This window comes from Kitasatospora sp. NPDC048286 (assembly GCF_043201735.1).
In the GTDB taxonomy this organism is placed as follows: Bacteria; Actinomycetota; Actinomycetes; order Streptomycetales; family Streptomycetaceae; genus Kitasatospora.
Genome location: NZ_JBICZE010000004.1, coordinates 307,461 through 324,116, shown reverse-complemented (window position 1 = coordinate 324,116; position 16,656 = coordinate 307,461). Strand labels below are relative to the sequence as shown.

The following is a 16,656-nucleotide window of genomic DNA, read 5'->3' as shown; positions in this document are numbered from 1 at the left end:
AGGCCGAAGCGCAGGCCGAATGCGCAGGTCACGAAGCGGATCGAGGGGGAGCAGGTCGATGGACGAGCAGGTCGAGGCGGGGCACAGACCGGCGGTGGACGAGCGGATCGAGCTCGCGTACACGCCGACGGTGGAGGACTTCCGGGAGGCCCTGGCGGCCCGGTCCCGGACGACTCGCGCGGGCCGGCGCCACCGGCTGTTCCTGAACCTGATCGCGGTGGGCACGGTGGCCGTCGGCGCGTTCAAGATCGTCGTCGGGGAGGAGATCGACTCCTCGCTGGTGGCCATGCTGATCGCCGCCCTGGGCCTGATCCTCGTGCTGCCCCGGCTCCAGGCCGGCCAGTTCCACCGGCTGGCCGCCGACAAGGGCGAGTTCAAGGTCACCGTCGAAGCCGCCGGCGTGACCATCGCCAACCGCCACTCCACCAGCACCCTGGCCTGGCAGGCGGCCCCGTACTACGTGGAGACCCCGGGGCTGTTCGTGCTGCTGAGCGCCGACAAGAACAACTCCTGCCTCAGCATCCTGCCCAAGCGCGGCACCGCCGACCCCGACGGGCTGCGCGCCCTGCTCGCCCGGTACGCCTCCGCGCCCGCCCGGGGCTGAGCCGGGCCCGCCGCCCGCGGCGGCCCCCCGTACGATCGACGGCATGTCGCTGCCCCACGCCATCCTCACCGCCCTGCTGGAGAAGCCGTCCTCGGGGCTGGAGCTGACCAGGCGGTTCGACAAGTCGATCGGCTTCTTCTGGCCCGCCACCCACCAGCAGATCTACCGCGAACTGGGCCGGCTGGAGGCCTCCGGGCACATCCGGAACCTCCAGCCGGAAGGACCCGTGCGCGGGCAGAGGAAGGAGTACGAGGTCCTGCCCGAGGGCCGCGCCGAACTCGCCCGCTGGACCGCCGAGGGCGCCGAGCCGCGCGCCGTCCGGGAGCCCCTGCTGCTGCGGCTGCGAGCGGCCGCGGTGGTCGGCACGGACGGGCTGACGGCCGAGCTGGAACGCCATCTCGCCCTGCACCGGGAGCAGTTGGACGACTACCGGGAGATCGAGCGGCGCGACTTCCCGGCCGAGCGGGCGGACGCCGAGAACCGGCTCCAGCACGCGGTGCTGCGGGCCGGCATCGGACTGGAGACCTTCTGGGTGCAGTGGCTCGCCGAGACCCTGGAAGCCCTTGGAGCGCTACCGGCCACAGGCCCCGTGGACGGCGCCTGACCTGCGCGGATCACCGCCCGCGCGCCCCCTCGGAACCCCGGTGGGACACTGGTGGCTGTCCCTGCCCGAACTCTCGACCGGGGGCCCGCATGTCCCGTCCCAGGCCCATCCACACCCTCGCCGCCGCGGCCGCCGCCCTGGCGGTGCTCCTGGGCCCGGCAACCCTGCCGGCGTCCGCCGTGCCGACCGCGGACCTCCCCTCCGCCGACCAGCTGAAGTCGGCCCTGCTGACCGCGTCCGACCTCGGCCCCGACTGGACCGAGATCCCGATGACGCAGAGCCCCAGCCCCAGCCCCGGCGCGAGCCCGTCGTCCCCGGTGACCGGCTGCGCCGCGCTCAACGCCCTGATCAACATGTACGTCACCCAGCCGGGCGCGCCGATCCCGCGCGCCGAGACCGAACTCGACGGCCCGGACGGCAACCCGATGGTCACCCAGGCCCTGGCGGCCGAGGCGCCCGACCAGCTCACCGCCGACTTCAACTCCGCCACCGACGCCCTGAAGACCTGCCACACCATCACCTTCAGCTCCGGCACCGCCGACACCGTGACCTTCACCGTCACCCCGGTGACCCTCGGCGACCGCAAGGACGCCCCCGCCGTCCGCCTCGACGGCACCCTGGCCGGCGTCCAACTCAACGGCTACGTCGGCGTCGAGCGCTTCGGCACGGTGGCCATGGTCTTCGGCTACTTCGAACGCCAGGGCAGCAACGAGCAGACCGCCTCCATGCAGTACCGCACCGCCGTCGCCAAGGTCGAACGCACCCTCGGCACCCAGGCCGACAGCACCACCGCCCCCACCGCCGCCCCCACCGAGGGCCAGCGCGTCTGACCCGCGCCCGGACCCTCCGCACAGCACCGCGGCGCCTTCCCGAACCCACAGGGCGTTCGGGAAGGCGCCGCGGTGATCGACCGTCGACCGGGCGGCAGTCAGCTCGGATGAAGGGCATTGCGGCAAAGGCGTGCGGCCGGACCGGATGGAAGGTCTGCGACGGCTTCCAGAAGAACTCCTCCACCTCGCGGGACGGCGCTGACGCCTACATGCACTACATGGACGGGTCCGGCAGCGACTGCATGGTGGACTTCGGGAAGGCGTACGAGGAGGACGAGAGCATCCGTCAGCTGGTCGATGAAGAGGTCGAATCGGCGCAGCGCTGGGCGGAGAAGATCGCGCTGAAGACGGGGCGCAAGGCCTTCAGTATGACGGGAGACAGCGTCACCGCAGCCGGGAAGCATCTCTATCCGGCGACGGAGAACTGGCAGAAGGCCCTTGGTGACTTCCACCTATGGGGGAGCGCCGATGTCTCAGTGGAGGGGAACAAGGTGACGATGAAGCTCACTGTCCACGTGCTGGATCGGTATGACTTCAACTTGGGTTCGAAGGACCTTGGCACCGGAACTCTGGACTCGGTGAACGGAAGGTCGCGACCCTGGGTATGGCGAAGCCCTACATGACCCGCGGTGGCCTGGAGACGACCGTCTCATGGGCGGTTGGGGCGACCGGTTCGAAGGCCGGCGGAGGAAACGGCGTGGAACACAGGTGACCTACCGGTTCGGGTCGGCCGGAGGCCTCGGGCTTCCGGCCGACCTGAACCTCTGCGATTCGGCCGGTACTTCATCGGCGAGCTACAGATGATCAAGGGATGATGGCCTTATGGAGCGAATGATGGTAAGTCAGCGGCGAAAGGCTGCGACCGGGGCGCTGGTGTTGGTTTCCACCGCGTTGCTGCTTGCCACGGGCTGTGGAGCCGGCCCGGATGCGGCCGTCGCCGAGCAGGGCGCGGAGCGCCGGCCGACTACCGCCGCCACGACTCCGGCGCAGGTGAGGACGGACCTCGAACCGCTGAATCGCCGTTTCCCGCAGTTGGGTTCGCTGTCTGCGGCCACGTGGGTCAGCCGGGTGCTGACGCTGAACACCAGGCCGGAGGTCCCCGGGCCGACGGATGTGAGCCTGGAAGGGGTGGCGCAGGTCGAGCCGGCGACGTTGGTGGCGATCACGTCGAGCGGGAGGTGGGAGGAGATCCCCATCGCTTGCGGTGTCCCGGAGGAGATCACCGCCGAGGTGGGTGACCCGACCAGGTGGCTCCACAGCAAGGCCTTCGACGAGTCGATCACCCGGACCCAGTACACGGGGAGCTTCTACTTCGACAAGCAGGCCGGCCGGGTCTACTTCTGCACTATCAACCCGAAGGTTCGGGTCGAGTCCTGAGCGGTCGCGACCGCACCGGCCGCACCCGGCGGAACCACCCGAAGCACCAGCCGAAGCACCACCCGAAGCCGGGACACCGGCGGCCGGCCCGGAGCACACCGGAAAGGCCGTGGCCGGGTGGGGGCCGGGTGGGACATCCTCGATACCGTACGCGGGACCGGGCCGGCTTCGAGCCGGCGCGGTCCCGGGCCGTTTCCAGGGGAGGGTGGGAGCCATGGGCGTGCGGGACGCGCTGAAGTCGCGGGAGGGGGTGGTCCTGCTGGTGGGTCTTCTGCTGATCGTCGGCGTGACCGCCTACCTGAAGCTCAAGCCGGGCGGGCCCGAGGCGAGGGACTACGTGGGCCGCTGGGCCGCGCGGGACGAGGTGATCGAGCTGCGCGAGGACGGGACGCTCGGGGAGGTGCGGCTCGACGGTCACTCCTGTCTGACGGGTACCGCCAGGACCGATCCGCTCCGCGCCTACCAGGGGACGTGGCAGGCCGGGAGCGTGGACGACGCCGGGTCGGGGGTCTTCGTGACCCTGCGAGACTCCGGCCACGGGGCCGACTGCCGGATCTACTTGCAGGAGGTGCGCGGGGGACGGCAGGTGGCCACGCTGGGCGGCGAGCCGAGGGGGAGCGAGCAGCGCGCCTTCACGCGGGCGTAGCCACCGGGGAGCCGGGAGGCGGGCCGGGACCCGCCCGGCGGGCGGCCGCACCCCCGTGCCGGCCGCCCGCCGTCGTGTCCGCCGGCGGCCTACGGGTGGTAGACGACCTCGGGGAAGGCCTTCGACGGGCCGTCGAGCAGCTTGCCGTGGTGGCGGCCGCGCAGGTGGAGGTCGAAGAAGGCGAGCGGGTAGGCCTGTTGGACGAGGATCCCGCGCTGCGGGTCGAGGGTGCCCACCTGGGACTGGATCTGCTGCTCGGTCATGCCGAGCAGCCTGCCCGCCTGGGGGATCAGCGTCATGGTGTCGCCGTACGAGCCGTGCACGGCGCCGGTGGCCTGGACGTCGAGGCGCCAGCCGTGCAGGTGGCCCCAGAAGGTCTCGGCGTACGGGTTGGTGGCCCGGGCGAAGTCGGCGGTCATCATCATGAACGGCCGGTCGATGTCGGTGGTGATGGCGGGGTTGCAGGCCATCGGCCCGTCCAGCGAGAGCCCGGCGCGGATGCGACGGTCGGCGACCATGGCGAGGGCGGTGCCGGTGCCCCCCTTGGACCAGCCGAAGGCGCCGATGTTCCGCGCGTCCAGACCGCCGAGCAGGCCGGCCGGCAGGGTGCGGCCGTCGACGTCCGGGTTGCGTCCGGCGGCCAGACCGACGACCTGGTCGAGCAGGAAGAGCAGGTCGGCGGCGTAGTCCCTCGGGTACAGCCCCGGGGAGGCGGCGTCCCGGGTGACGACGGTGCCGTCCGGGAACTCGGTGAACCCGTCGTGGGTGTGGTCGACGGTGACGACGGCGAAGCCGTGGCTGGCCAACTCCTGGACCACGACGGTGTGGTCGGCGCGGTGGCTGCCCGCGCCGTGCGAGTAGAGGACGACGGGCAGCGGCCGGCCGGACCGGTGGACGGGCGCGCCCTGGTGGCCCGAGGTGAGTGGGGCGAGCGAGAGGGGCAGCGGGTAGCCGGCGTCGTCGAGGAAGGCCTTCAGGGCGCCCTCGGTCATCCAGGGCGCCGGCGGGTACGAGTCGGCGTCCGCGGCCCGGGCCGGGTACCAGACGGTGGCCATCAGCTCGCGGAACCGTCCGGGCCTGGCGTTCGGGTCCAGCCGGGACTCGTCGCGCAGGTGCAACGGCACCATGCCCACCGGGAACGGGCCGGTCGGCGCGGGCAGGGTGAGCCGGGAGGGGGCGGCGCCGGCGGCGGCGGGAGCGGTGGCGGCCGAGGCGGTGCGGGCGAGGCCCAGCGGAGCGACGGCGCCCAGCGCGAGGGCGGCGCCCAGCACCCGGCGGCGGGTCGGTCCGGAAGGGGAGGCGGTCGGCGTGGTGTCCATGCGCGGAACGCTGTCACGGGGGCCGGGCGGGCAGCATCCGCCCACCGATTGATCCTCCGTCACCCCGCATTGGCCCACGGATTTACATCCCCGGGCCGATGCGGACGGCGAGGCTCAGATGAAATTCTTGTCGATCAGCATCTGCAGCACATTGACGTGGAAGTCCGGGAAGTCCATCGGCACGATGCCGAACCGGGCGCGCTGCTGGGTGCGGGCGCTCAGGTACGGGTAGACCGTGCGGTCCATCAGGGCCTGCGAGCTGGTTTTCGGCCAGTAACCTCCGGCGTACGAAAGGAAGTTGACGAACATCTTCGGGTAGGTCGGGTTGAGGAAGGCCCTGTCGAACTGGGCGACGATGCGCTGGCCCTTCGTCCCCAGCGGATCGAGGCCGCCGGTCTGCCAGAGGTCCTGGGTGTCGAAGTAGCCGTTCTCGCCGCTGGACCAGTCGATCAGGCCCCAGGGGTTGGCGAAGTCGGCGATCAGGACGATCTTGCCGCGGGCGGTGGCGAGGGTCGGCCACCCGTAGAAGTGGAACAGGCCGCGGTAGCCCAGGTCGTCGAGGTAGTGGTTGACCCGCCGCATGAACTCGGCGTCGTCGAGCGCCTGGCCGCCGGCGCGCTCGTTGCGCAGGCGCATCAGGACGGTCTCGCCGGGTTGCGACCGCAGGAAGGCCCGGCACTGGTCGAGCACGTCCTGGAGCCGGATGTGCTGGTAGCTGTCGGAGTGGTAGATCCCGAGCTCGTCGGGTGCGCCCTGGAGGCCGTTGCAGCGGATGTCGAGGAAGCGGACGCCCTCGGTCAACTGCTGGGGGATTCCCCAGTTCTGGGTGTGCGACCACTCGGTGCCGTAGGCGGGGTTCTGGCAGCAGGAGTCGTGGGTGCCGGGGACGGTGAGGCCGAGCACGGAGAGGCCGCCGTCCAGTCGGCTCATCCAACTGTCGGTCGGCAGGCCGCGCGGGGTGGTGGCGCCGGCGGCGGCCCGGGCGGTGCCCGGCAGGGCGAGGCCGGCGGCGAGCGCGGAACCGCCGGTTCCCGCGGCCCACTTGAGAAGATCACGGCGTGCGATGTCCATGGTGCGGCTCCTCGGGTTCGTCCGGTCGGTCGGTCGGTTGCTGGGTTCGGGTCGGGGCGTGCGCTGTCATCCTGGGGCACGCGGCCACCGCTGCGACAGGTCGCGGGCCCGGCGGCTCCCGCCACCGCAGGTAGCGGCCGGGGCCCCGGCCGGGTGAAGATCGAAATGCGCGGGCGGCCGCCGCCCGCCACGGTGGGACCGTGGCCTCGATCGTCGTCCTCTTCGAACTGGGCCCGGACCAGACCCTCGGCCCCGAGGGTGTCGGGCCGGGCGTGGTCGCGGTGCACGCCGCCGGCCAGGACCCGGACGTCCCGGAGGACCCACAGGCGCGCACCCTCTGCGGACTGGACACCGCCCCGATGGAGCACGCCCACTACCGCCCCGTCCGACCCGGCGAGCCGTGGTACCCGCCCGAGCTGGAGCAGCAGCGGTGCCGGCTCTGCGAGGCGGCGCTGCACCGGCTCTGAGGGCCGCCCGGGCCGGCCCCGGTCGGCGGGCCCGCTCAGGCGAAGCCGGCCTCGGTGAAGCAGCAGCCTCCGCGCTCGGCGTGGGAGAGGACCGGGCCCGGCGAGAGCCGCGGGGCCTCGCGGAAGTACTGGCGGAAGCCCGACGCGCGGAATCGCAGGTCGAAGGAGTGGCCCTCGACGTGCCAGTGCGACGAATCCCGGTAGCCGTCGTCCGGGGCCTGCCGGTGCAGGTCGGCGATCTCCAGCTCCGGGGCGGTCTTCCTGTAGTCGAGACCACCCTCCAGGTCCCACACCCCGTCGAAGACGAGCGTCGCGGGGGCGACCCAGAAGGAGAAGGTCTTCGCGGGCCGGACCGGGTCGACCCAGCGGACGACGTAGTCGAGGTCGAGGAGGAGTCGGGCCTCGAACTCGTCACCCTGCTGCACGTACAGGCCGTGGACGGTGGCGTCGTGCCAGCCCATCTCCTCGAAGTCGGCGTCGCTCCAGACGCTCTTCGAGAGACCTGACTCCGGATGGGCGGCGCTGTTCATGTCCGCATCCAACCAGACCGGCCGTCCGCGGCTCCTCGCGGGGCCGGAGCGACGGGAGCCGGGAGCCGGGAGGACGTGCGCGAGGCGGTGGCGTCCGGCGCGGTGATCGGGAAGACTCGCGCCCATGGTTTCGGTACTGCAGAACGTGGCGATCGACTGCGCGGACGCCCATGGGCTGGCGCGGTTCTGGAGCGGGGTGACGGGCAAGCCGCTGGATCCGGACAGCCGGCCGGGGGACCGGGAGACGCAGGTGCCGCTGTCGGACGGCCTGGTGCTGTACTTCAACCAGGTGCCCGAGGCGAAGACGGTCAAGAACCGGGTGCACCTCTGCCTGCGGCCCTTGACCTCGCGCGACCAGGAGGTGGAGCGGCTGCTGGGGCTCGGCGCCGGCTTCGTCGCCGACCACCGGAATCCCGACGGCTCGGGTTGGGCAATCCTCGCCGATCCCGAGGGGAACGAGTTCTGCGTGCTGCGCAGCGAGTCCGACCGGGCCGCCGCGCACCCGTAGTCCGGCCAGGCCCGGAGTTCGGGGCCGATCGATCCGGCGAACCCTCAACGGCCCACCGCCTGCCCGGCGGTGGGCCGTCGGCGTCCCGCCCGGCGCCCCTGCTGCCGGGGCGGGACGGGCGGCCCTCATTCGGCCGTTCCGGGGCCCTGGGCACTCCTTCCGCGTCACACTTCCTCAGCAGACCTTTGCGCCCGGTGCCCGGGACGGCGGAGCCGGGTTCCCATCCCTCGACGGGAAGGCTTGACCATGAGTCGATCTGGTACGCGTCCGAGAGTCCTCATAGTCGGGGCGGGCCTGGCCGGCACCGCCACGGCGATCCGGCTGCTCTGCTTCGCACGCAGACCGCTGGAGGTCGTCCTGCTGGAGCGGCGCTCCGACTACCGCTCCGCGGGCGTCGCCTATCACCGGGACGGCAACCCCTGGGACTACGTGTTCAACATCCAGGCCGGCCGGATGTCGGTGTTCCGCGAGGACGTCCTGGACTTCGTCCGCTGGGCCAACCACGAGGCGGACCGCGGTGGTTGGCCGGAGCCCTGGGCCGGGAGCCGGTTCGTCGAGCAGGGGCCGGCGCCCCGGCGGATCTTCCAGGACTACCTGGACGACCGGCTGGCCGAGGCGAGACGCGAAGCCCGTCCCGGGGTGGTGCTCGTCGAGGCGGACGGCGACGCGGTCGATCTGGAGGTCGGCCCCACCGGCGTCGACGTGACGGTCGAACGGCCGACCCCGGACGGGCCCCCGGCGGTGACCGTGCTCCGCGCCGACCACGTCGTCCTGGCGACCGGTCTCGAACTCCGGGAGCCGGCCTTCGCCTCCGAGGTCCGTACGCACGCGTCCTTCATCCGCAACCCGTACTCCGAGGCCGGGATCCGCAAGCTCGTCTCGCTCCCCTCCGGGGCGGACGTCGCGATCGTCGGTTCCGTCCTGAGCGCCTACGACTCGGCGGGCCTCCTGCTGCGCCGGGGCCACACCGGGAGGATCCAGCTGATCTCCAGGACCGGGACGCTGTTCCGGACGTACCCCGACGGCCACGAGCACGGGGTGTTGAGCCTGCCCTGTCCGAAGACCCTGTTGCAGCCGTACCGGAACCGCGCGGAGTTCCTCGACCGGGTCCGGGCCGAGTGGGACACGGCGTGCTCGACGGTCGTCCGGGAGCATCCCGAGGTCTCCCCGGTGGTGGTCGCCGAGCGGGTGGTCAAGGCGTGGGAGCCGCACCTGCCCGAGGCCATCGAGCGCATTCCCACCGCCGAACTGCGCGGCTTGCTGGACGAGTTCGGCACCGCGCTGGCCGCGCTGCGGGTCGGGGTGCTGGAGTACACCATGGCGGTCATCGAGCGGGCGCTGGACCGGGCGGACGGGACGGACGGGGCGGTGGAGCTGGTCGTCGGCAGGGTGGAGGCGGTCGTCCCGGCGGAGTCGGGCCGGCTGCTGGTGTCGGTCGTCTCCGCGGAGGAGAAGCACGCGATCGAGGCCGACCTGGTGGTGTCCAACTTCGGCCGGGAGTCGGACTACACCAGGGTCGAGCAGCCGCTGTGGCGCAACCTCCTGCGGCGCGGGCTCGCGGTGCCCCACGAGCGCACCGGGCGCGGCCTGGAGGTCGACGGGCGGGGGGCGCTGCTGGGCTCCGGCGGGGAGTCCGGGCCGGTCTCCGCGGTCGGCGCGCTGCGGGAGGGCGACGAGATCGTGCGCAACGGCCGGACGGGTGCGTTCACCTTCAACCTCGCCGCGATCAAGAACCATTCGATCGCGGTCGCCGCCCACGTGGTCGAGCGGCTGGAACCGGAGGAGGACGTTTCGTCCGAGGAGGTCTCCCTGGGCCTGGTCCGGCGCCGCGGCGCCCTTGGCAATCTGGAGGAAGCGGTCCGGGAGGGATTCGAGGACGCTGTGTTACTGGAGGCCAGGAGAATGGCCTCGCGCGGTCGGATCGAGCGTGAACTACTCGATTCCCGGCTGGACGCCCGTATTCGGTCCATGGGTGACCGTCCGACCCGTCCGACGGACGCCGCCCGGCACGACCGCCTGATGAGGGCGGTCGTCAACCGGGTCGCGGTCGAACGGCTCACCGATGTTTCCGTGACACCACGACAACTGCGTCGACAGCTGGGAATGGCGACCGCCGGAGAACAGGAGGACTAGTTGAACGGGCGACGGATTCAGGGATCCCTGCTGACCGGTGGCATTCAGAGCGAAGTGCGCGGTACCTGCAATCGCACGAGACGTCCACTCGACGGATCCATCCTCGTCGCCCCCTCCCTCCACGCCGGCCTGTACGACGCGATCGTGGCGGCGGCCGCCGTCGTCTGCGGTTCGGGCGGGCTCACCGGCCACATGCAGTCCCTCTGCCGCGGCCGGGGCATACCGGTGCTCCGGGTCGACGAGGCGGACCTCGCCGACCTGGTCGGCGAGGCGGTGCTGGACCTCGACAGCGAGTCGATCGTGGTCGAGTCCGGCGCCGCCGCCGGGAGCGACCCGGGCTCCGGGGCCGGGAGCCCCTCGCTGGACGACCTCGGCTCGGCCTGCGCGGTGATCGCGGACATGCAGGACATCCGGACGATCAACTCCTGCGGGCCGAACGCGAAGCGGGTCGACTGTTTCTTCATCCGGGAGGAGTTCCTCTGCCTGGCGGCGGCGCTGAGCCCGCTCGACGCCCTGGAGGGCGGCCCGGCCGACGCGGAGGCCTACGGGCGGGCCCTCGCGGACCGGCTGTGCGGCTTCGTCGAGGCGCTGCTGCCCGGCCAGCGGTTGGTCCTGAGGCTCCTGGACCTGCGCTCCGACCACGCCGCCAGCGTCACCGAGCTGGCCCCGGTCGCGGTCGAGCCCAACCCCGAACTGGGTCTGCACGGCGCCCGCTGGCTGCTGGGGTCGACCGCCTACCGGAACGCGCTGCACGCCATGCTCGGTTCGCTGCGCGAGCGGCTCGGCGAGGACGCCGGCCTGGTGCAGCTCTCCGTCCCGTTCCTCAACGACGCGCGGGAGTTCGCCCGGCTCAGGGCACACCTGGAGCTGCCGGCCGAGGTGCCGCTGTCCGCGTTCATCGAGACGCCGGCGGCGGTGCACGCCACGGCGGAGATCTGCGCGGCCGGGGCCAGCGAACTGTTCGTCGGGGTCAAGGACCTGGTGCAGTTCTACCTGGCCGCGGACCGCGGCAACCACCTGGTGGCGGAGTCCTACCAGACCCGGCACCCGGCCGTCCTGGACGGCGTGCGCAGGGTGGTGGAGTCCGCGCGTGCCGCGGGCACCCCGGTGCGGGTGTTCTCGCTGGGCACGGACCTCGCCCACTACCTCGCCCATGTGCCCACCCCGGACGGCTACATGATGTGCACCGCCGAGCTCCGGCCCCTCGTGCTCCGGTCCTGAGCGAGGTCACTGGACGGAAGTCGGGGGCGCGAATACTACAACCCTCTTGTCATTGTCGGGAGTTGGACCAATGCTCCACCCGTATCGGTGAATCTGACATGCAGTCAGTTTCCTTCCGATCGGATGTGATCAGGATGCGGTCAGTAATCCGTCCACGGAAAGGGTGGTTGGTATGACCAGCATCAGCGGAGAGCCGATCCCGGCGATCACCGAGGCCACGCTCACCGACATCGCCACCAACGGCATCTGGGGCGACGGCCTCACCCCCAGCGCGTCCACCCTCGGCGTGGCCGAGGCGCTGCTCGCCGCGCTGCGGGGTGAGGAGGTGCAGCTGCCGCCGGTGCTGGCGGAGTTGGTCGGGGAGGTGCGGGCGAAGGCCGAGACCGACCTCCACGGCATCGACGTCGCCGGCGACGTCCGGCTGTCGGGGCTCGCCATCAAGCTCCGCGACGGCAAGCCCCACCCGGCGGTGATCGTCCCGGCCGGCTGGAACCCGTTCGGCTGGCTGCCCTTCCTGTACCTGTACCTCAAGCTGGCGCAGAAGGGGTACCACGTCCTCGCGTACACCCCGCGCGGGATCGGCTACAAGGGCTGGCTGTCGACCTCCGGGGGCCACATCGACGTCGGCGGCGACAAGGACTGGGCCGACGGCTCGAAGGTGATCGACTTCGCCGAGCGGTACTTCGACCCCACCAAGATCGGCTTCCTCGGCGAGTCCTACGGCTCCGGGATCAGCCAGCTGGTCGCCGCGCACGACCCGCGGAACCGCGTTGCCGCCGTCGTCGCCCTGAGCACCTGGGGCAACCTCGCCACCAGCCTCTACGCCAACGGCACCCGGCACCTGGCGGCCGTCGAGGCCCTGATCGGCTTCACCGGCGGCGCGATGGAGGAGAAGTTCGACGAGGAGGGCCGGCGGATCCTCACCGACTTCCGCAACGGCGTGAACCTCGACGCCGTGGTGGAGTGGGGCGCCAAGCGCTCCCCGCAGACCTACGTCGACAAGACGAACGAACGCGGCATCCCGACCTTCATCTCCAACACCTGGCACGAGACGCTCTTCCCGGTCGGCCCGGTGATCGAGACCTTCGACGCGCTCACCGTGCCGAAGCACCTGAACCTGTGGATCGGCGACCACGGCGCCCCCGAGGGCCCCGGCCTGGTGGGCCTGCCGCTCGGCTGGCCGTTCCCCGGGCTGGCGGTGCCGATCCAGGAGGCCTACGACTGGCTGGACCACCACCTGCTCGGGGCCACCAACGACGTGCCTGCCTGGCCGCAGGTGATCAACCAGTCCATGTTCACCTACAAGACCACCGGCACCGGCATCGGCGGCAGGCGGATCACCGTCCCGGCGCACCGCGAGTCGTACTCCTCCTGGAGCGAGGTCACCACCGGCGGCGAGACGTGGAACCTCACCGGCGAGGGCACGCTGAGCGACAAGCCGACCGCCGGGTGGTCGCAGGACTTCATCGCCGGCAACCCGACCGAGGCCAACGCGGGTGAACTCCTCAAGACCGGGGAGAAGGAGTGGTTCGGCAACCCCAAGCGGTACGACCCGGAGCAGTTCGAGTCGTCGCGGCTGCTGTCCTGGTCGACGGAGGCACTGACGGCCCAGGGCGGTGACGCGGCCCGCCGCATCCGGGGCGCCGCGGAGGTCCGGCTGACGGTGCGCAGCACCGGGGACACCGCGACCCTGGTGGCCTACCTGTTCGACATCGCGCCGGACGGCAGCGCGCGGATCATCACCCACGAGCCGTACACCGCGACCGGGCTGACCCCGGGCGAGGACGCCACCGTCAGCTGGAAGCTCCAGGCCACCTCGTACGACGTGGCGGCCGAACACCGGCTGGCGCTGGTCGTCACCAGCGCCGACCCGCTGTACCTGCCCGCGGCCTGGGCCCAGGTCGTCAGCACCACCACCATCGGCTCGCCGCGCGGCAGCGAGTCCCGCCTGGAGCTGCCGCTGGGCTGATTCCGGACCGTGCTCGACGACGACGGCCCGCCGCCTGGCCGCGGCGGGCCGTTCCCGGCCCCCCGGCGCCCCGCGCCGCGCCCCTCAGGTCAGTTCGTGGGCGGTCCCGCGGACCAGGGCGCGGGCCCTGGGGGAGTCCATGGGGTGGGCGAAGAGGTACCCCTGGCCGAGCGGGCAGCCCATGGCGGTGAGCAGGTCGCGCTGATCGGGGGTCTCGATGCCCTCGGCGATCACCTGGACCCCGAGGGTGTCGGCGATCCGGGTGATGCCCTCGACCAGGGCGTACTGCTGGGGCGAGTGGCCGAGCCCGTCGATGAAGGACTTGTCGATCTTGAGCAGGGAGATCGGGAACTCGCGCAGGTAGGACAGCGAGGAGTAGCCGGTGCCGAAGTCGTCGATGGCGATGCCGACGCCGAGGCCGGACAGGGTGGCCATGTCGGCGTGGATGCGGTCGTCGCGGCGCATCAGCACGGACTCGGTGAGCTCCAGGACGAGGGTGCGCGGGTCGATGCCGGTGGTGGCCAGCGCCCGGCGGACCACGTCCACGAAGCCGGCGTCGCGGAACTGCCGGGCGGAGACGTTGACGTTGACCCGCAGCGGCGGCCGGCCGGCGGCCATCCGGACCGCCGAGCTCGCGGCCTGCCAGGCGGCGACCTCCTGGGCGGCGCGCTCCAGCACCCAGGCGCCGAGCGGGACGATCTGGCCGCTCTCCTCGGCGAGGGCGATGAACTCGTCGGGCAGCACCATGCCGCGCCGGTCGTGCGGCCAGCGGACCAGCGCCTCGAAGGCGACCAGATCACCCGAACGCAGGTCGACGATCGGCTGGTAGTACAGCTGGAAGGCCGACTCCGCGATCGCCGAGTCCAGGTGCTCGTTCAGCTCGAGCCGCTCCACCATCCCGGTCTGCAGGGCCGTCCGGTAGTGGCGCCACTGGCGGCGGCCGGCCGCCTTGGCGGCGTAGAGCGCGAGGTCGGCGTGGGCGAGCAGCTCGGTCGCGTCCACGCTGTCCTCGGTGGTCGCCACGCCGACGCTGGCCGTCACCCGCACCGCGCCCGACTTGAGCCTGAACGGCTCGGCGAACACCGCCAGCACCCCGTCCGCGATGGTGTCCACGTCCTCCGGCCGCCGTGCGTCCTCCACCAGCACCGCGAACTCGTCGCCGCCGAGCCGGGCGGCGGTGTCGGAGGCGCGCAGCGCGGTGGAGATCCGCAGCGAGACGGCGACCAGCAGCTCGTCGCCGACCGCGTGGCCCTGGGTGTCGTTGACCACCTTGAAGTCGTCCAGGTCGATGAAGAGCACCCCGGTGACGGCCCCGCTGCGCTCGCCCCGGGAGAGCGCGTGGCCGACCCGGTCCTGGAACAGCACCCGGTTGGCCAGCCCGGTCAGCGAGTCGTGGAAGGCCCGGTGGGTCAGCTCGCGCTCCATCTGCCGCTGCTCGGTCACGTCGCGCAGGGTGAGCACCAGGGCGCCGACGGTCGGGTCCGCGCGCAGGTCGTTGAAGCGGACCTCGGCCTCGATCGGGGTGTGGTCCTGGCGCAGCAGTCGCCAGTGCTCGCGCGGCTGCTCGCCCCGGGGCTGGTCGGCCGCCTCGCGCATCTCGCGCATCCGGGCCAGCGCCTTGCCGACCTTCCGGCTGTCCTCGGGCGGCACGAGGTCGGTCAGCGGGGCGCCGGTCAGGTTCGGATGGCCGAGCACCGTCGCGGCGGACGGGGAGGCGTAGCGCACGCCGTCGTCGGCGTCGAGGATCAGGATGACGTCGCTGGAGTTCTGCACCAGGGTGCGGAAGTACAGCTCGCTGTTGCGGCGGGTGACCTCCTGGCTCAGCACCACCCGCTCGACGGCCAGGGCCGCCTGGGCGGCGAGGATCTCCAGCGAGCTCCAGAGGCTGGTCAGCTCCTGCTCGGTGCCGGTGACGATGAGCGCGCCGATCAGCGGATCGCCGGAGGGGCGCTCGGCCAGGGTGAGCGGGCAGACCAGGGCGTACGGCATGCCGCCGGGGCGGGCGGCACCGGGTCTGGTGCCGTCGGCCTTCGGGGCACCGGGCGGATCGTCGGCGGCCAGGCCCAGGGCGGCCACCGGCAGCAGCAGGGTCTCCCGGGCGGCGGCGAGCCGGAGCACCTGGTCGGACGGCGCGGCGTCCCCCGGCATCCGCCGGGCGGTGCCGCTCCCGGCGTGCCGGACGTGCAGCACGCCGTCCTCGGTCACCGCGAGCAGGGCGACGTGCCCGGCCTCGGCCGGCATCAGGGTGGAGGCGGCGGACTGGACGGCGTCGGCCACCTCCTCCACGGTGACGGCCGCGGTCAGCCGGGCGCCTGCCTCGCGCAGCGCCCGCTCACGGGCCACGGCCTGCCGACGGGCGGAGGCCACCACGGCCAGCCGGGCCAGCACCAGCAGGTAGAGCAGCGCGGAGAAGGCGCCGATCACCCCGGCGTTGCCGGTGTTGCCGGCCAGCGCCTCGATGATCAGGATCGCCGGGGCGATCAGCGAGGCGAGGGTGAGCAGCACCAGCCGGGCGGTGCTCAGGTCGGGCTGCTGGGTGGGCACCGGCCGGGTCAGCTCGACCATCGACGGGTGCAGCGCCGCCGCGCCCCAGGCGGTGTAGAAGGCGGCCCAGCCGAGTTCGACGGGGGTGCCGATGTGCCAGGTGCCGTGCAGCTGGATCAGCCCGTACAGCACGTCGGAGACCAGCAGGCCGAGCGAGCCGAAGGCGAGCAGCCGCAGCGAGCGGGAGGTGCCCCCGCGCGGGGTCAGCAGACGCAGCAGCAGGGCGAGCACGACCACGTCGCCGAGCGGGTAGGCGATCGAGACGGCCTTCTGGAACCAGTCGAGGTCCGGGTTCCGGGCGTACGGGAGGATCAGGTAGATCCAGGCGAGCAGGGCCAGCCCGATGGTGGGGATGAGCGCGTCGAGCAGCCCGGCGCGGTCCTGACGGGCCGTGCGCCAGCGGATGAAGCCCAACACGCCGACCGCGTACAGCACGTACTCGGCGAGGTAGAAGGCGTCCGCGACGGACGGGAACGGGTTGGGCAGGTGCAGGATGTCCAACTGGACGGCCTGGATCACCTCGCCCACGGTGAAGCTGAGGTTGGCGAGCGCCAGCACGTACCAGAACCGCGCGTGCGCGGGCCGGTTGAGGCGGACGCCGACCACGATGGCGGCGACGCCGCCGAGGCCGATGCCCGTCCACCAGATGATCCGCTGGCCCGGATTCGCGTAGTAGATGCCGGTGAACAGCACCATCCAGAGCAGGTAACAGACCATCAGGCGTCGGCACCGGCGAGTCAACGAGGCTACCTCCTCCACGACATCACCCCGCCGGTCGGGCGGGGGAGTTCGGGTGAGGGTGGGCCGGGTCGGGCGTGCGGCGCCGGCCCGGG

At 72.2% G+C, this 16,656-nt stretch carries 15 protein-coding genes; 11 read left to right on the top strand and 4 right to left on the bottom strand.

The features are described 5' to 3' along the window. Positions 1-58: 58 nt before the first annotated feature. The 6 genes from ACGF13_RS12085 to ACGF13_RS12060 all read left to right on the top strand — a co-directional run bounded on the left by ACGF13_RS12085 (position 59) and on the right by ACGF13_RS12060 (position 4,061). Entirely contained in the window at positions 59-604 is a 546-nt protein-coding gene (locus ACGF13_RS12085; RefSeq protein ID WP_392872424.1) for a YcxB family protein, read from the top strand. A 43-nt stretch (positions 605-647) separates the two neighbouring features. Then, the gene (locus tag ACGF13_RS12080) at positions 648-1,208 is read left to right on the top strand and encodes a PadR family transcriptional regulator (protein ID WP_392872421.1); all 561 of its coding nucleotides are present in this window, start codon (positions 648-650) and stop codon (positions 1,206-1,208) included. 89 nt (positions 1,209-1,297) lie between these two features. Beyond that, the gene (locus ACGF13_RS12075; protein WP_392872419.1) at positions 1,298-2,038 is read left to right on the top strand and encodes a hypothetical protein; all 741 of its coding nucleotides are present in this window, start codon (positions 1,298-1,300) and stop codon (positions 2,036-2,038) included. A 107-nt stretch (positions 2,039-2,145) separates the two neighbouring features. Beyond that, on the top strand, positions 2,146-2,661 hold the full coding sequence (locus tag ACGF13_RS12070) for a hypothetical protein (protein WP_392872416.1): 516 nt from the start codon (positions 2,146-2,148) through the stop codon (positions 2,659-2,661). A gap of 199 nt (positions 2,662-2,860) precedes the next feature. Further along, the gene (locus ACGF13_RS12065) at positions 2,861-3,415 is read left to right on the top strand and encodes a hypothetical protein (protein ID WP_392872413.1); all 555 of its coding nucleotides are present in this window, start codon (positions 2,861-2,863) and stop codon (positions 3,413-3,415) included. Positions 3,416-3,629: 214 nt separating this feature from the next. Further along, positions 3,630-4,061, top strand: coding sequence for a hypothetical protein (locus ACGF13_RS12060; protein ID WP_392872410.1), 432 nt, complete (start codon positions 3,630-3,632; stop codon positions 4,059-4,061). Between the two features lie 89 nt (positions 4,062-4,150). Here the strand turns inward: ACGF13_RS12060 and ACGF13_RS12055 are convergent, their stop codons facing one another. After that, the gene (locus ACGF13_RS12055) at positions 4,151-5,380 is read right to left on the bottom strand and encodes an alpha/beta hydrolase family protein (protein WP_392872407.1); all 1,230 of its coding nucleotides are present in this window, start codon (positions 5,378-5,380) and stop codon (positions 4,151-4,153) included. A 114-nt stretch (positions 5,381-5,494) separates the two neighbouring features. Then, positions 5,495-6,451, bottom strand: a complete 957-nt coding sequence (locus ACGF13_RS12050) for a phosphatidylinositol-specific phospholipase C domain-containing protein (protein WP_392872405.1) — start codon at positions 6,449-6,451, stop codon at positions 5,495-5,497. A 200-nt stretch (positions 6,452-6,651) separates the two neighbouring features. Between ACGF13_RS12050 and ACGF13_RS12045 the strand changes: the two genes are divergently transcribed. After that, complete coding sequence (locus ACGF13_RS12045; RefSeq protein ID WP_392872402.1) at positions 6,652-6,918, top strand: hypothetical protein; 267 nt, start codon at positions 6,652-6,654, stop codon at positions 6,916-6,918. Between the two features lie 35 nt (positions 6,919-6,953). On the opposite strand, the gene ACGF13_RS12040 is transcribed toward ACGF13_RS12045, so the two are convergent. Beyond that, a complete protein-coding gene (locus ACGF13_RS12040; protein ID WP_392872399.1) occupies positions 6,954-7,448 on the bottom strand; it encodes a hypothetical protein in 495 nt (164 codons plus the stop codon). 124 nt (positions 7,449-7,572) lie between these two features. Between ACGF13_RS12040 and ACGF13_RS12035 the strand changes: the two genes are divergently transcribed. The 4 genes from ACGF13_RS12035 (at position 7,573) to ACGF13_RS12020 (ending at position 13,279) form a co-directional block, all read left to right on the top strand. Continuing rightward, the gene (locus ACGF13_RS12035; RefSeq protein WP_392872396.1) at positions 7,573-7,956 is read left to right on the top strand and encodes a VOC family protein; all 384 of its coding nucleotides are present in this window, start codon (positions 7,573-7,575) and stop codon (positions 7,954-7,956) included. A gap of 246 nt (positions 7,957-8,202) precedes the next feature. Further along, positions 8,203-10,089: an FAD/NAD(P)-binding protein gene (locus ACGF13_RS12030; protein ID WP_392872393.1), complete on the top strand. Its 1,887-nt coding sequence runs from the start codon at positions 8,203-8,205 to the stop codon at positions 10,087-10,089. Beyond that, positions 10,090-11,310, top strand: coding sequence for a putative PEP-binding protein (locus ACGF13_RS12025; RefSeq protein WP_392872391.1), 1,221 nt, complete (start codon positions 10,090-10,092; stop codon positions 11,308-11,310). Between the two features lie 172 nt (positions 11,311-11,482). Next, a complete protein-coding gene (locus tag ACGF13_RS12020; protein WP_392872388.1) occupies positions 11,483-13,279 on the top strand; it encodes a CocE/NonD family hydrolase in 1,797 nt (598 codons plus the stop codon). A gap of 84 nt (positions 13,280-13,363) precedes the next feature. Here ACGF13_RS12020 and ACGF13_RS12015 read toward each other — a convergent pair whose 3' ends face one another. After that, positions 13,364-16,564, bottom strand: a complete 3,201-nt coding sequence (locus ACGF13_RS12015; protein WP_392872385.1) for an EAL domain-containing protein — start codon at positions 16,562-16,564, stop codon at positions 13,364-13,366. Between the last annotated feature and the right edge of the window lie 92 nt (positions 16,565-16,656).